We start from the raw sequence: 15,384 nt of genomic DNA, 5'->3' as shown, positions 1-15,384 counted from the left end.
GCTGCAGAGCCGCGCCCAGCTTGCCTGTGCGGCAGGCCTGTCTGTAGAGTCAGGCTGGACGGGCCTCTCCAGGTCATTCGATGAAATTTGTTACGTCTGCTCTACGCGAAGAATATCAGCCCCCACACCGCAGCCAGATTGATCAGGGTGATCAGCACGGCGGCGCTGCCGATGTCCTTGGCGCGTTTGGCCAGCTCGTGGCGTTCCAGCGAAACGCGGTCGACCACGGCCTCAATGGCCGAATTGATCAGCTCGACGATCAGTACCAGCAGCACGCAGGCGATGAGGACGGCCTTTTCCAGCGCGGTGTGCGGATACAGCAGGGCCAGCGGAATCAGCACGAGGGCCAGCAGCACTTCCTGGCGGAAGGCGTCTTCATGCCGGATCGCCGCGCGCAGGCCGTCCTGCGAATAATTGAAGGCTTTCCAGATGCGGGTCAGGCCGGTCTGGCCTTTGAAGGGGCTTTCCATGAAGGATCTCGCTTAGGCGACGGAGAAGTAGATTTTCTCGACCTGACCGGCGATGGCGCGCCAGTCGTAACGGCTGCGCGCCCGCTCCCGTCCGGCCGCGCGCATTGTCGCGTATTGCTCAGGATGGGCCGCAATATCGAGGATCAGCGCCGTCGCTTCCTGCGCGTCGCTGGCGTCGTCGAGCAGCAGCGCGTGTTCCTTGTCGCTCACGCTTTCCGTGATGCCGGCCAGACGCGAGGTGATGACGGCGCAGCCCGTAGCCAGTCCTTCGATCAGCACCAGCGGGTGTTGTTCACCCTTGAAACGCGTGGCAAACAGCAGCACTTCGGCCACGCGATACACATTCACGAGTTGATGATGCGGCAGGGCCGGCAGATCGATCAGCAGGCCCTGGGCAATCAGGTCGCGGCGCAGCACTTCGCGCTCGGCATAACCGTCTTCTTTCAAAGTGTCGGCCGGTGTCGGCCCGGCACACACGCCATGCACCTTGAGTCCGCGCTGGCTGAGGATTTGCAGGGTCTGCAGAAAGGTTACGAAGCCTTTGGAGGCCTGCTTGCGCCCGACATAGGCGACGACAAAGCTGTCCAGCGGAATGCCCAGCGCCGTGCGCAAACCTTCGTGGGTACTGGCATCAGCAGGCGAAAACAGATCGGTATCGGCGCCATTCGGGACGACCTTGATGCGCTCGCCCGGGAAGCCACGTTCAATCAGCTGATCGCGGGTGAAGGACGAGACCGCAATGTAGCGATCCGCCAGGCCGAGCGTCGGGCTGTAGCTGCGCACCGAATGCGCGTGGACGATGACTGGAAGTTCGCGCCCCAGGCGACGGCGGAAATCGGCCACCGGGAATTCGATCTGGTGGGCATGTACCAGATCCGGTTGCAGTGTCTGGCACAGGCCGGCCAGGCGAGCATGCAGGGGCGAGGGGTCGAGGCGTGTCAGTTTGCGCATACGGGCGTAGGCGCGGCTTTCGGCGATGCGATGGATTTCGCCCAGCACGGGATGAAGGTCGAAACGGGCGAGGCCAGCTTCACGCGCAGTGACGTGGATGTTGCGCGTGAAGCCCAGATGTCGGGCAATTTCGGCGGCTACGACAGCCGGGGCGAAGCCGCGCAGATCGGGCAGGGCGCCGTGCGGGGTGTAGGTAACTGCTTTCATCGGTGTCTCACCTGGGATTCAATGCTAAAAACCTGGCAGGCATGCTACCTGTTAATCCTGTGGTTTGCCTGCCAAAGGGTGTGAGGCGAGCGTCCGGCGCAAGCCCGAGCTTGCGCTGAATCCGCGTATACTTGCGCGCTTGCAAGGCGTGCCCGCCTTGTCTGACAAGCTTTTCAGCGAGTAGCCCCATGTCTTTTCTTCCCCTGCAGCGCGGATTCGATTCGCGCATGATCATCGGCGTGGCCGTGCTGGAAGCCGTGCTGATGTTCGTGTGGTCGATTGTCGGCACCATCGCCTTGCGTCACGGCCTGCTGCTTTTGATGCTGCTGGCGCTGCCCTTTATCGCTGTGGATTTCCAGGCTCTGCGCCGCAGCCTGCGGCATCCCGCCGTGTTGCTGCTGGTGGCTTTGACCCTGTGGATTCTCGTGCACAACGCCGTGCTGGCCTGGGAGCCCGAGCGCGCCTGGTATGAGTCGATGCAATGGTTCAAGTCCACGCTCTGTCTGCTGCTGGGACTGGCGCTGGCCTGTGCGCCACGCGCAGCTTTGGGGGCGCAGCGCTGGCGTTTCTGGATCTTGGGGGTGGCGGTGGCCTGGGCGTTGCATCTGATCCTGAATGTTGTGCTGAAGGACTGGGCCGGGTCGTTCTCGACCGTGATGCAGGCGCCGACGCGGATCGGCTCGCGCGACATGGTCAGCTATCTGGGCACTGGCTTGCTGGCGGTGCTGCTGGCGGATGCCGTAGCGCACATGGCCGGTGGCGTGCGGGTGTTGCCGATGTCTGCCCGCTGGCTGTGGGTGAGTGTCGCCGCCACCTTGCTGCTGACGGCGGCAACCTTGACGCGCAACGCCCTGCCGATCATGGCCATCGAACTGGGCTTGGCCGTTGTGGCATTGATTGGCGCGTCGCTGACGCGTCAGCAAAAATGGCGGCGCAGCGGCCTTGCCGCGGCGGTTCTGGTGCTGGTTGGCGGTGCGTTTGCGGCGAATCTGGTGCTGGATGCGCGCTGGAAAAATTTTGCAGATTCGGCACGGATCGCCTGGGACATCGAGCACAACACCTGGTGGATCAATCAGATCGAAAATCCCCGGCCGAATAATGCCCAAGGCGTGCCGGTGGATCATTCTGCCTACAACCGGATTGCCTGGATCAAGGGTGTCAGCAAGATGATCGCGGAATATCCGCTGGGCACAGGCTATGACCGCAACGCCTTCCGGCGCGCCTTAATGAAGTATTACGGCACCCCTAATAACGCGACGGGGCACGCCCACGCCGGGCTGTTTGATTTCACCATGGCGACCGGGGTTCCCGGCGGGCTGCTGCTGGTGTCGGCCATGTTGGTCATGATCGGCTCGGGCTGGCGGCGCTGGCGCGCGACGCGTGACGCGGCGGGGCTGGCGCTGGCCTTGTTCGTGACCAGTTATCTGCTGCGTGCCGCGATGGATGGCATCGTGCGCGATCACATGCTGGAGCAGGCGATGTTCGTGACGGGCCTGTTGCTGGCGGCGAGTACGTCAGACCATCAGGAGACACCGACATGAAAAAAATTCTGGTCATCCGCCGTGACAATATCGGCGATCTGGTGTGCACCACGCCGCTGATCCGCGCCCTGCGCCAGCGCTATCCCGCCGCGCAGATCGACGCGCTGGTTAATAGCTATAACCTGCCGGTGGTCACACACAATCCGGATCTGAATCTGGCCTGTGCCTATACCAAGGCCAAGCATCGCGCTGCAGACGAGAGCCTGATCGGCGTCAGTTGGCGGCGTCTGCGCCTGATGTGGCGCTTGCGCCGCACCCATTACGATCTGATCGTGCTGGCCAATGGCGGTTGCCTCAAGCGCCCGCTGCGCCTGGCCAAGCTGATCGGCGCGCAGCACGTACTCGGCTTTTACGACGCCAGCGTGGCTGGCGCGGAGCTGATCGACCTGCGCGTGACTGAACCCAGTCCGCGCACGGGCCACGAGGTGGAACATCTGTTCAGCCTGCTCGCGCCGCTGGAGATCCAGCCGCCGGCCGGGCCGCAGGTGCTGGCGCCCGATCCGGCCGAGCGTCAACGTGCTCTGAACTCGCTGCAGGCGCAGCCCTGGTTTCAGTCGCGCCCGACTCTGGCGGTGCACATCAGTGCGCGCAAACCGAGCCAGCGCTGGCCGGTGGCACATTTTGCCGAATGCCTGAAAACCCTTGCCGCGCAGCGCGATGTGCAGTTCATGCTGTTCTGGTCGCCGGGCGATGAGAACAATCCCATGCATCCGGGCGACGACCAGAAAGCCGCCGCGATCCGTGCCGAGCTGCCGGCCGATTTTCCGTTGCTGCCTTGGCCCACCAGCCATCTGCAGGAGTTGATCGGCGGCTTGTCGGTGTGTCAGGGCATGCTGTGCAGCGATGGCGGCGCGATGCATATCGGCGCAGCCTTGGGTTTGCCGATTGCGTGTTTCTTCGGGCAGTCCGATGTCACGACCTGGCGCCCCTGGGGCGTGGATTATCGCGTGATGCAGCCTGAATCACACGACGTGTCCGACGTGTCTTGCGCCGAGGCGCTGGCCGCTCTGGATGAGCTGTGGCCGGCGATTGCCGCGCGTGGAGGCTGTGCTGTAGAGCCGCATCCCGCTTGAGTCTGCAGGCCGGTACGCTGTTCAGCCTTTCCGGGTGGGCCTTTCCGGATGGGGTGTCTGTAGAGGCCCACTGCGTGCGGGTCTTCGGGCTGGCTTATTCGGGCAAGGGAATCCCGCAAGCGGCCAGCAGGCGTTGCATCTTCTGCGGATAGGTTTCCAGCGTTTGCACCTTGGCCCAGCCGGCTTGCGCGATGCGTTCGCGCTCAGCCTCGTGTTCCAGGTAGTAACGCGCCTTGTCGCGCATCTCTTCCGGTGAGTGGGCAATCACCACTTCCTGATCCGGAATCAGATATTCCTCGATGCCCGGCGCGTAATCGGTCAGCAGCAGGCTGCCGGTGGCCGGCACGTCGAGGATGCGCAGGTTAAGGCAGCCAGACGCCTCTTGAGGCCAGGCGGATACGTTGATAACAATCTTGCTCTGGTTATAAAGCCGATTGACATCAGCGCCAAAAATCCCGCTGCTTGCGTGTTTGGTGGATAGTGCCGTCTGCTCCCATTTCGGCCCATATATTTCGAGATTCAAGTCCTGTAGAGGAGTCAGCCACTCTACGCGACGTTTCTTTTCCTGCCCGACGAAGACTATGTCGTGCTCTTTTTTCAGCCCAGCCATTTTGTGGAAGTTCTGGGGGTCGAACCCGAGCGCGGGCAGAAAATGAATGCTCGGGTTGGCAATGTTGCATTGATGGATGCAGAAATAGTGATCGTAAAGAGTGGATTCAAAATCCGGATTTCCCGCCCAAGTAGGACCTTCCACGCACCATCCGATCATCGCCTTGATGTCTGATTCGCGCCGTATGGAATCAAGAACGTGCTTGGGGTATGTATAAGTGCTGATGACGAGAAGGTAGTCCGGTTTGAATTCCCGGCATTTTCTGACAATGCCTTCGAATCTTTGTGCTTCTTCAAGCCATGGTAGCTTCGCTTTTGTCGCGGCTTTGCTACGTCCGATAAGGCGCCCCCCGAAAACGGCTGCACGTTCTAGTGTTTTCCAGAAAAATCCACGACGGATTTCGAACAGAGCGTTGAATACGTCAACCTCAAATCCGAAATTTTCCAGTGCATCCCGACAGGATGGTCCTAGCGGAATGAACAAGCCGCCGTTTTCCTGGAATACAAAGCTGATGAGAACGCGTGGTTTGCTCATTGGTGACCTTGTTATAAGTGTGAAGCGCCACAATGTATTTTTGGTTGGCTGCGGAACTCTATGAGAAATCCTCGCGCTTTTGTATGAAAAGGTGAATTGCGTCAGTGGCTTTATTCAAGTAGGTGTCCGAGCTGAACGCGCCACAAAATGTCCTTCCTGCAGCGCAAACCTTGTCCTTGGCGCGTTCCCGGTAAAGGCAGGGAGAACATGGCATCGCCTCGAAAATTTTGAGTGATGGCGTCGCTGGGTGTACGACATGCTCTGGAAGGTCATGTGATATTAATATCACATGATTCTGTGCGGCAATCTGGGCGAGATGCCCCGCAAAACTGTCAACAGTGACAGTGACTTTTGCTTGGGCCATTATCGACAAGCTGGCATCGATCGAGTTGACGCAAATGCAGCGCAGACCAATATCTTCATAGCTCTTCATGTCCTTCTCGTCGCCGTGCGCAAAATAGCACGCATAGTCAATATTTGCGCTGTCCAGTGAATCAACAAGTTTTTTTATGAATGCTGGCGGTGCGTACTGGAACGATTTTCCAAGAGGGAAAATGGCCAGCTTTGCGCTGTTAATTTCGGCAGGGATGGCGTGAATGTATTCTGCGGCTCTCTGCCTCAGGATCGGAAACGAACGATGCATGGCACTCAAGATATCTGTATCGGTTATTCCGGCGGCAGGCGCAAGTGGCCCCCACATTTTCAACCCGTAGTATATGGGGGGTTCTCTTCGCCAACTCAGACGTCGGTCCAGAATCCAGTCGTTTGCCATGCGCAATATTCGCCCGGAAAAGGTGAATCCAGGATGTCCATAAAACCAGTTTCTTCGGTCTGGAAAATTATTCCACCGGCTTCTGGTTAGTAGCATTTTTATGGTTTTTAACCATGAACTGTTGGAGAAGGTGTTGTACGTTGCTCCTCGTTTCGGGCGCCCTGCCGCTGGTTTAATGCTTATCTCGCGAAGCAGGGCGGAGGCGATGGGGTGCAGGATCCCTTTTACATAAAGCGAACTCGATTTTTTCAGGGATTCCGGGCTGGCGAGAATAAATGCGTGAAGACCGAATACGGCCATGATTACGTCACCCAGGCCTCCGCTAGTAACAAAGGTCTTTATCGGGATAGATTTTTTCTTCTTGTGCATATGCGGTAGGAGAGGGCTGTTCATGGCAAGTGTAGTTCGGGGATGTCTGGCTGGGGTTAGATGGAGCAAACAAGCCCCTTCAAATACTCGCCTTCCGGCACGGCCAGGCCAATCGGGTGATCCGGGCTGGCAGAGAGGTGTTGCAGGATGCGGCCTTCGACACCGGCATCGACCGCCGCGCCGGCGACGATGCTCTGGAACAGCTCCGGGCTGATGCCGCCGGAGCAGGAGTAGGTCATCAGGATGCCGCCCGGATTGAGCAGGCGGAAGGCGAACAGATTGATGTCCTTGTAGGCGCGTGCGGCGCGCTGGGCGTGGGCGGCGGTGGGGGCGAACTTGGGTGGGTCAAGCACGATCAGGTCGAACTTGCGGCCTTCGGCGTGCAGGCTGCGCAGCGCTTCAAACACGTCGGCTTCGCGCCATTCGGCACGGCTGGCGTCGAGTTGCGGATTGTGGGCAAGGTTGCGCTGGCCGGCTTCCAGCGCTGGGCCGGATGAGTCGATGGACAGCGCGCTGGTGGCGCCGCCGGCTAGGGCCTGCAGCGAGAAGCCGGCGGTGTAGCAGAAACAGTTGAGCACGCTGCGCCCCTTGGCGAGCAGGCCAGTGAGCAGGCGGTTGTCGCGCTGGTCCAGATAGAAGCCGGTCTTGTGGCCGCCGACCACGTCGACTTCCATGCGTACGCCGTTCTCGCTGATCAGCAGCGGGCCGGCCGGCAGCTCGCCAAAGGCAATGCCGGTGCGTGGCTCCAGGCCTTCGAGTTTGCGCACGTCGACGTCCGAACGCTCATACACACACTCGCAGCCGGTGGCCTGCACGAGGCTGACAACAATCGCGTCCTTCCATTTTTCCGCACCGGCGCTGGTCAGTTGCAGCACCACGACCTTGCCGTAGCGATCCGCGACCACTCCCGGCAGACCATCGGATTCGCCGTGGATCAGGCGCTGGCCGTCCTGCTGGGCGAGCAGCGGATGGGTGGCGCGACGTGCGACGCTGGCGGTAACCCGGCGCTTGAAGAAAGCGTGATCGATGGTTTCGTCCGCGTTGAAGGTCCACACCCGTGCGCGGATCTGCGAATTCGGCGAAAAGGCCGCGCGGCCCAGCCATTCGCCGCGTTCGCTGATTACGTCCACAGTGTCGCCGGCACGTGCGCGGCCGTTCACGCGCTCTACCGCTCCGGCGTAAATCCACGGGTGGCGGCGGTGAAGAGGGCGCTCTTTGCCAGCGGCAAGAATCAGTTCGGCCATGGTCGAAGTCCAGCAAGGTCAGGAAGGGGCGAATCCTAGCCTATACAAGGCCGCCTGCGGCGGAGCACTGAGCAATGAGTGCTGAGGACTGAGTGGGTTTGCTTGCCACGCCGCGCCGGTATTCGCTCTTCGGAGCGGAGTGTTGTAGAGGCAATGTGGTTGAGTCCTATGCGGCGTAGTGCTTGGAAAGCCGTGGCAGTTAAGCCTGTTCGGGCAGGGTGTTGAAATATGCTTGCCGGGCGCGGTTCTTCAGAGGGCCTGCCAGTGTGCGTTCATCGGCCTGCGTGCCTGAGGCTGCCAGGGCATGCCCTACAATCGGCGCTCCCGTGTCCGCCCAAGGCCTTTGCCATGATTCGTAGCCTGATCAAATTGAGTCTGGTCGCCAGCTTTGTCTTGTTGGTTGTGGCGGTGTGGCGCAGTACGATCTTGCCGCCGCCGTCCGGGCTGAATGCGGTTTTGCTGGAGGAGCCGGAGCAACGCCCGGTGCAGCAGGCTGCCTTTGAGGTCAGCACGCAGGGCGTGACTTACACGGTGCAGCCCTTGTATGCCTACGATCTGGTCGGTCTGGTGGTCAGCAAACACGATGCCCACACCTGGTGGGATTACATTCACCGCGAGGCGAATGACCATATCAATGTTGTCGACCTGTGCGTGGTGTGGGGCAATAACGTGCGTAGTGGGGCGTATACCGAGTTTGCATTTTCGAGCGGGCAATTCACTTGCAACTTCAGCACCAACTTCAGCGAAGCCTACGCCGCGTTCGATCAGGCTGCTGTGTCCAACAACCATTTGCTGAGCGCCGACCCACGCCTTGCCAAGCTGATGCTGTCGGTGCGCGAAGGTGATCAGATCCATTTTCGTGGCTATCTGGCCGAGTATTCGCACAATCACGGCTTCGCTTACAAGCGTGGCACCAGTACTGTTCGTACCGATAGCGGCAATGGCGCCTGTGAAACTGTGTATGTGGAGAGCTTCCAGATCCTGAAGGCTGGCGGCCAGCCTTGGCGCATGCTGGTCTGGGTGGCCGGGCTCTGGCTGCTGCTCAGCCTGATCGCGTGGTTTTCGCAGCCGGCGCGCTTCAACGACTGATTGCCAGAAAGCAAAAAGCCCAACTTTGTGGGTTGGGCTAAGTGCTTGAATCTTTTGGTGGCCGGTCTCGGAATCGAACCAAGGACACGCGGATTTTCAACGGGAAATATCCCGACTGAATAAGCGAAGTTAAGCGTAACTCACAACAATAACAATGACTTAACTGCATTCTTGCGCAGTCAAACGTACTCAAACGCAACCGTTCTCCATTGGAAGCGTCAGAGGTTTGACAGAAGCCAAAAATGAATTTTCATTCTATTTGAGTATGGCGTGACTGTAAAGTTGAAGAAGTATTAGGACGCTTTAAAAAATATTTTTATCTATTTTCGTGAAGATGTTCGCTGTGAGCACGGGGCGCGCTATACCTCCCAAGACCCACTCTCAAATTCATCGCCATGCTTACAGATCAGGTATCACCGCTCATCGACGTGTCCGCACTCTGCGCCCGACTGTCGATATCTCGACGCACCATTGAAAACATGGTCAGGGCTCAACTATTTCCGCCCCCCGTCCGTATCGGCAAGAAGGTTTATTGGAGTGAAAAGACGGTTGCTGGCTGGCAGTTGCGCCTTTTTGCGGATCAGGAAAGCTGGGTGGGAAGGCTTCCGAACCATGACGCGAGAAGCCTTTGAGGCTTGCACCCCTGAAGTAATGAACGACCTAGGAAACTTGGGTCGTTGCCTGACTCCAGCCTGCTACAGGTTAGGCGGACTGAACGATACGGACGGGGCGTCGCGCGCGCCTCAAGGTGCGCGCGTGGATTTGAAGCGTACGTCGCATCTGATTACGATTCGATTCTGAAATCAGGCATCGAACTCAGGCCAAATTCACTGTCAGCGCAGCTCATACCAAACCCCTCGGCCGCTACCATGCTGATTCAGATGACCACGCTCGACCAATGTCCTGAAGTGCTGCTTAAGCGTATTGCGGCTCGCTCCCGTTAGCTTGGTAGCCTCACCGATGGTGACGCGTCCATGCTCGCGGGCAAACTCGACAATCTGCAACGAGCGTTCAGGCATGGTGGCCAGCACCAGTTTTTCGCGTTCGACTTTTTTCTCAAGCCGTCGGACCTGCTCCGCTAACGACCTCAGAAAAAACACCAGCCATGGTTGCCAGTTCGGCGCTTCGGTGCGGATCGTTCCCTGTGTCTGCCGAAGCGCCAAGTAGTAGGCTTCCTTGTTCAGCTCAATCACGCTTTCCAGTGAGCTGTACGGAACGTAGGCATAGCCCGACTGGATCAGCAGCAACGTCGTCAGTACGCGACTGAGTCGCCCGTTACCGTCCTGGAACGGGTGAATTTCCAGAAAGACCACAACACTCAGGGCAATGATCAGCAGCGGGTGCAGACGACCCGTCTCTCGTTCGGTCTGAATCCATGTGACGAGTTCCGTCATCAGGCGTGGCGTATCAAATGGGGATGCGGTCTGAAACACGATACCGATCTGCGAGCCGTTTTCATCGAAGGCGGCGACGCTGTTCGAGTTCGTCTTGTAGTTCCCTCGGTGCCAGGCATCCTTTTCGCTGTGGCGCAAAAGGATCTGGTGCAGTTGCTTGATGTGGTTTTCGCTGACAGGGATCTCCGGCCATGAGCTGAAGACCAGATCCATCAGTTCTGCATAGCCGGCCACTTCCTGCGCATCGCGGGTATCGAAAGACTTGATCTCCAGATTGGAGAGCAATTTTTCCACCTCCCGGTCAGAGAGCTTGCTGCCCTCGATCCGGGTAGATGAGCCTATGCTTTCAATCGTTGCGACACGGCGCAGAGCGGACAACCGCTCGGGCGCAAGTGAACCCAAGGCACGCCAAGCGCCTTTGAATTCGTCGATTCTGGCGATGATGCTCAGAATCTCCGGGGTAATCTGGATGGAGTCGGATCTAATCATGCACCCAATAATACACCCAATTACACCCAATAAGCGTGAAGACCAATAATGCGCCCATTTACACCCAATTCAATAGCCCCGGTGTCTGGCGATTTGGCTGGTGGACCACCAGCGGCCGCATGTACTGCCATCACCCGATCCTCTCTGGTCATCCTCCGTCTCAAGGCCCCGACGGCCGCAATCTGAGCAGAGCTGTTGTACAGGGTGTGGCTGGCGCTGCTCGGCCAGAACGGTCGTTTGACTGGCAGGCTAGGCCTGCATGGTGCTTAACGGGTGCTCCGCTAAAAATCGTGTTGAGCGGCCGCTTTACGGCCTGACGAACTCACCCTCTCGACCCTCTGCGTTCAATCGCCGTTTCAAGGCTCCTGCGGCCGCTATCTGAGTAGAGCTGTCATGAAGAGCGGGGGCCTGCTGGGTACTGCTCGGCCACAACGGCCATTCGACATTCAGGGCGCCACGGACTGCACTGAGTACGTTACCGGCCGCTCACCCTCGATCAGCACTGAACGTCAGCGTCTCGATTCGTCGAGCTCACGCTCTTGATCCACGCAGCTTCGCCCCTTGTAGATAAGCCGCTGACAGCGCCAAACGCTTACAGAAGTAGTTAATGATGTATTTGCTGTCTTGATACATCTTTTTGAATGGCGATAATGGGCACATCCCAATGGAGGTGCTACTGATGGCAAGGCCAAAATTCAAGATTGACCAGGAAGTTTTGCAAGGTCTCCGACGCAAATCGCGCAAAACACAGAAGGAGGTTGGCCTTTACCTGCGCACGTATTTCCACAAATTGGCCTCAGACGACAGCGCTGCCTCCGCGACATCTACTTACCAAAAAATTGAGCGGACAGGGCAAACCAGCCAAAAGATGGCGCAAGCATTGGCAACATATTTTGGTGTGTCCGTAGAAGAACTTCAGGGGGCACCTATTAACACGCTGGAACGGGTTAAGGATCGAATATTGAGTCTTTTGGATGAAGGCTCGAATGAAGTCCTCAATCAGGCATTCAATGATCACGCGTACTGGTGTAACCGTATTTACATGGGGCCAGGTCCACTTAGCCGTGAGCAACTCCTTACGAGTTTTTCTAAACAGACCGCGGAGCGGATTGAGTCCGCCCAGTGGGCTCGAGATTCCGCAGAAATGAGTCGGCTGAAATGCTTGACGAATTTATCGGAAGCTGAGTTGTTCGCACCAGCCTACGTACAAGGCAATTGGTGGGTTGTAATTCATGGAATTCGATACATAAAGGATGTTCCGAAAACGCCATTAGTCCTTACAGGAACCTCTGCGTTAATCTGCTTCATACAAGACGTGTGGAATTGGGCTGTTAGCAATCAACGCGCAAACTCAAATATGGCTATTCAACTCTCACGGGATGAGTTCTGGCATCACATTAAAATTATCGATTCGCGTGATGATGATCGATCGTGGGGCTTTGATTTTGTTCGTTGCGAGCCAAATGACAACAAAGGGGTGCGGTGGTTGACGACCTCTCCGAAAGACAACGAATCCTTGGGGAGGGAACTAAGTAAATTTGCTTATTCGAGCGTAAGGGAAGTTACTGATTTTGAAAACATCAGGGTGCCTGAGGACGTTTGCCGGCTAAGCTTTGTTGTTACAAAAAGGAAACAGGGCGCAGACTTTGATGCTGATCGAGTGGTTTTCCATGGGGGTTTTGACGAGGCATCACAAAATTCGGACCTTAACGAAAATCATCACCCTGGAACTCCAGATGCATTGACGGGCCAACTCAAGTCATATTTGCGCTCTCTTCTAAAAAGCTCTTCTGAAGGCCGATGGGAAGTGACCGGTTGCAGCGTCGACGACAGGCAAACGCTCATTCTCACCCAAGAGTTTCCTGGTGGAGGAGTTCTCGATTACTCACATCCTCTGCCGTCGCTGTTCCGTATTTCCATAGCTGTGTTTGAAGACGACAGATCTCTCGATCCTGACCACTATCTAATAGCGTTAATGGAGGAGCTTCCAGATGGCAGTTCTCGTCATGCGCCATGGCCAGAGGCAGATGTAATCAAACTTCGTGAGGAAGTATCTCAATGGATCAGCGAGCCTAATCACAAAAATGAGGAGTGCGACGGCATCGAGCAGGCCCAGTCAATTGGTGGCGCAAAATGAAGCGTCATATAGTTCTTATTGCGCTCCCATTTTCAAGCGACGAATACGTGCCAACTCCTCTTGGGCATGCATCACTACTCGCCGCACTACAATGTGGACATGAAGTCGAAATTCATCAGATCGTATGCGCTGTCTGTGAGGGAATGCCATTCCCGCGTGAAAAAATAGTTCACCAGATCATTGAGTTGGCGGCTCAACTCTCATTTGAACAAATTGATGTAGCAATCGGCGCTTTTGTATGGAATGACGAGCAAACCAAAGTATTGCTGACTGCGTTGCGCGGCGCCGGCTTCAATGGACGAATCATTCTGGGTGGCCCACAAATCTCATACGCAGGCGAGGGACTTGAAGCCATTTATCCGGAAGCAGACGTTTTCATTCGGGGTCAGGCCGAGAGTGCGTTATGTGATTTGGCAAGACAAGCGGGTTCTCCAGAGATTCATGGTGTTCATTACGCGGGCACTGATGACCGTTGTGAGCAAGCCGAATGTAACTCTCACTCTCTACCTTCGCCTTGGTTGAACGGGCTCATTCCCTTCGGCACGCAGTCATCTATACGTTGGGAAACTCAGCGAGGCTGTCGTTTTCATTGTTCGTTTTGTCAGCACAAGCAGCCGGATTTTCGTATGCCTATTGCCGCACTAGCTGAGTCACGGATCGACCAAGAGATAGCCCTATTTTGCAGCAAAGGGGTTAAGCGAATTTCAGTTTTGGACCCCATTTTCAACGGAAATCTCGTGCATGCAAAGCGCGTTCTGGAGCTGCTCATACGGCACGGATACAAAGGTGAGCTATCCCTTCAGTGCAGGGCTGAAATGGTAGATGACGAATTCCTTCAGATGGCCGAGGAGCTTGAGGCGTGCTTGGAATTTGGTTTGCAGTCGATCCACAAGCGTGAATACATGGCTATCGGGAGGCCGAACAATATGCAAAAAGTGGAATCTGTTCTGCGTAATGTCCAAGTACGCGGTATCAAGCACGAGGTTTCGTTGATTTACGGGTTGCCCGAGCAGACTTTAGAATCGTTCAAACAATCTGTTGACTGGTGCCTAGGCATTGGAGTGCCCGTCATCAAGGCTTTTCCATTGCTGCTTTTACGAGGCACCGAACTTGATCGGACTCGAGCAAACTGGTTGTTATCTGTTCGGGATGGCTTATTGCCGGTAGTAAATAGCTCTAGCAGTTTCAGTATTCAGGAGTGGGAGAAAATGGATCGGATTGCGAATGCGTTGTCTGATAGCGAAAGAGTGCTTTCTAAAAAGTCAAATGATCTGGATTTTTTTATGAGTAATCAATTGACCAACGATTCGTTATCTATGTTTCGCGCACTAGGGAGGGTGTGATGCTCTTTGTGCATAAAAAACCGATATTTCTGGTGTTCGAAGGCCTGGATGGAACTGGGAAAAGCAGCTGCGCGAAACGAACAGCCGATTTGCTTGGAGCGCGCTACATGACAACCCCATGTGAAACATTGCGAAAACATCGTGAAGAAATTATAGCCAGTTTCAAGGGTAGCCAGGAAGCAGTCCACTTATTTTATCTGGCGACCGTTAAAGCGGCGTCTGATGAGGTGAGGATCTGCCTAGCTGAGGGTAAATCCGTGATTCTGGATCGATATTTCCTTTCTACACAAGCCTATGCAGAATTTCGTGGTTCTCAGCTGAATTTGGATTACGCGATGGAGACCGAGCTAATCCATGCAGACATAACTATATATCTGGAAGCTCCATTGGAAGTCAGACGGGAGCGCACGGCTGCTCGTGGTTGCTCTACTGCTGATAACGAAACACTTAGCCCAAGTGCAGATTCGATGCTTAGAAAGGCATATGGAGGACGCAGTTCCATGCCTGTAGTGGGTAAGTGGCTACGCCTCGATACCGCGCAAGCCAGTATTGACGAAGTTGTACACACCATTGCTGCATATGCCGTGCATTGGCAGAGAGGAGTGTCATGAGCTTGAAGCTGACCGAGCATGCGATACAGCGCATGCAACAGAGATCTATCCCCAAAATGCTAGTAGATTGGCTGGTCGATTTTGGTCATGGTGAGCCAGCGGGGAACGGTAGTTTTAAATACTACTTCGACAAAACCTCGCGTCGTCGTTTTAAAGAGTACGCGGGAAAGTTATATGGGATGCTCGAGCAGCATCTTAATATTTACGTTGTACTTGCCGCCGACCGCTCGGTTGTCACCGTAGCCCCACGGTGCGACCGAATCAAAAGAGACTGGAAGTAGAAATTGATGTCTGACGATGAGCCGAGTGTGAATCTGGCAGGAACATTACGTTCGCCCTGAAGGCGGCTCGCGATGCGCTGATGTTTGATAAGCACCACGGGCTTCAAGTGATTGTCAGCGGGTCGGACCAGGGCGTACTAAAGCAACTTTGTCAGCATCTGCGTCAGGCATTCTATGGTGCCAGATTCATGTCATTGCGCTAGCAGGATAGTGAAGACAAAGCTCGCTGCCGTTCAGCGCAAGTAGAATGAGGGGGCAAGTTGCGCCTT

Annotated in this window: 14 protein-coding genes; 8 read left to right on the top strand and 6 right to left on the bottom strand. The window is 56.2% G+C overall.

All coding sequences use genetic code 11. The features are described 5' to 3' along the window. Window positions 1-101 precede the first annotated feature (101 nt). Window positions 102-470 carry a diacylglycerol kinase gene (locus ABXR19_RS03425; protein WP_354599689.1) on the bottom strand — a complete coding sequence of 123 codons (369 nt, stop codon included), beginning with the start codon at window positions 468-470 and terminating at the stop codon, window positions 102-104. Window positions 471-482: 12 nt separating this feature from the next. Next, the gene (locus tag ABXR19_RS03420; RefSeq protein WP_354599688.1) at window positions 483-1,628 is read right to left on the bottom strand and encodes a glycosyltransferase family 4 protein; all 1,146 of its coding nucleotides are present in this window, start codon (window positions 1,626-1,628) and stop codon (window positions 483-485) included. Window positions 1,629-1,816: 188 nt separating this feature from the next. On the opposite strand from ABXR19_RS03420, the gene ABXR19_RS03415 reads away from it, so the two are divergent. Next, complete coding sequence (locus ABXR19_RS03415; protein WP_354599687.1) at window positions 1,817-3,169, top strand: O-antigen ligase family protein; 1,353 nt, start codon at window positions 1,817-1,819, stop codon at window positions 3,167-3,169. Beyond that, on the top strand, window positions 3,166-4,242 hold the full coding sequence (locus ABXR19_RS03410) for a glycosyltransferase family 9 protein (protein WP_354599686.1): 1,077 nt from the start codon (window positions 3,166-3,168) through the stop codon (window positions 4,240-4,242). Before ABXR19_RS03415 ends, ABXR19_RS03410 begins: the two co-directional genes overlap by 4 nt. A gap of 94 nt (window positions 4,243-4,336) precedes the next feature. Here ABXR19_RS03410 and ABXR19_RS03405 read toward each other — a convergent pair whose 3' ends face one another. Genes ABXR19_RS03405 through ABXR19_RS03395 form a run of 3 tightly spaced genes read right to left on the bottom strand, consistent with a single transcriptional unit; the run spans window position 4,337 to window position 7,771 of the window. After that, the gene (locus tag ABXR19_RS03405) at window positions 4,337-5,386 is read right to left on the bottom strand and encodes a CgeB family protein (RefSeq protein ID WP_354599685.1); all 1,050 of its coding nucleotides are present in this window, start codon (window positions 5,384-5,386) and stop codon (window positions 4,337-4,339) included. A gap of 58 nt (window positions 5,387-5,444) precedes the next feature. Continuing rightward, a complete protein-coding gene (locus tag ABXR19_RS03400) occupies window positions 5,445-6,551 on the bottom strand; it encodes a glycosyltransferase family 9 protein (RefSeq protein ID WP_354599684.1) in 1,107 nt (368 codons plus the stop codon). Window positions 6,552-6,583: 32 nt separating this feature from the next. Continuing rightward, window positions 6,584-7,771, bottom strand: coding sequence for a class I SAM-dependent rRNA methyltransferase (locus ABXR19_RS03395; RefSeq protein WP_354599683.1), 1,188 nt, complete (start codon window positions 7,769-7,771; stop codon window positions 6,584-6,586). A gap of 348 nt (window positions 7,772-8,119) precedes the next feature. On the opposite strand from ABXR19_RS03395, the gene ABXR19_RS03390 reads away from it, so the two are divergent. Together ABXR19_RS03390 and ABXR19_RS03385 are read left to right on the top strand one after the other, a co-directional pair. Beyond that, window positions 8,120-8,860, top strand: coding sequence for a hypothetical protein (locus ABXR19_RS03390; RefSeq protein WP_354599682.1), 741 nt, complete (start codon window positions 8,120-8,122; stop codon window positions 8,858-8,860). Between the two features lie 395 nt (window positions 8,861-9,255). Then, entirely contained in the window at window positions 9,256-9,492 is a 237-nt protein-coding gene (locus tag ABXR19_RS03385) for a helix-turn-helix transcriptional regulator (RefSeq protein ID WP_354599681.1), read from the top strand. Window positions 9,493-9,693: 201 nt separating this feature from the next. Here the strand turns inward: ABXR19_RS03385 and ABXR19_RS03380 are convergent, their stop codons facing one another. Further along, complete coding sequence (locus tag ABXR19_RS03380) at window positions 9,694-10,656, bottom strand: Fic family protein (protein WP_354599680.1); 963 nt, start codon at window positions 10,654-10,656, stop codon at window positions 9,694-9,696. Between the two features lie 766 nt (window positions 10,657-11,422). Between ABXR19_RS03380 and ABXR19_RS03375 the strand changes: the two genes are divergently transcribed. The 4 genes from ABXR19_RS03375 to ABXR19_RS03360 are packed head-to-tail and all read left to right on the top strand — an operon-like array spanning window position 11,423 to window position 15,115. Next, window positions 11,423-12,880, top strand: a complete 1,458-nt coding sequence (locus ABXR19_RS03375) for a helix-turn-helix domain-containing protein (protein WP_354599679.1) — start codon at window positions 11,423-11,425, stop codon at window positions 12,878-12,880. Beyond that, complete coding sequence (locus ABXR19_RS03370) at window positions 12,877-14,223, top strand: B12-binding domain-containing radical SAM protein (RefSeq protein ID WP_354599678.1); 1,347 nt, start codon at window positions 12,877-12,879, stop codon at window positions 14,221-14,223. Before ABXR19_RS03375 ends, ABXR19_RS03370 begins: the two co-directional genes overlap by 4 nt. After that, complete coding sequence (locus tag ABXR19_RS03365; RefSeq protein WP_354599677.1) at window positions 14,223-14,834, top strand: AAA family ATPase; 612 nt, start codon at window positions 14,223-14,225, stop codon at window positions 14,832-14,834. The genes ABXR19_RS03370 and ABXR19_RS03365 overlap by 1 nt, the downstream gene beginning before the upstream one ends. Further along, a complete protein-coding gene (locus ABXR19_RS03360; protein WP_354599676.1) occupies window positions 14,831-15,115 on the top strand; it encodes a hypothetical protein in 285 nt (94 codons plus the stop codon). The genes ABXR19_RS03365 and ABXR19_RS03360 overlap by 4 nt, the downstream gene beginning before the upstream one ends. The last annotated feature ends 269 nt before the right edge of the window (window positions 15,116-15,384 follow it).

This window comes from Uliginosibacterium flavum, from assembly GCF_040566545.1.
In the GTDB taxonomy this organism is placed as follows: domain Bacteria; phylum Pseudomonadota; class Gammaproteobacteria; order Burkholderiales; family Rhodocyclaceae; genus Uliginosibacterium; species Uliginosibacterium flavum.
Note: the sequence above shows the minus strand (reverse complement) of the source record. Positions and strands in the feature narration are given on the sequence as shown.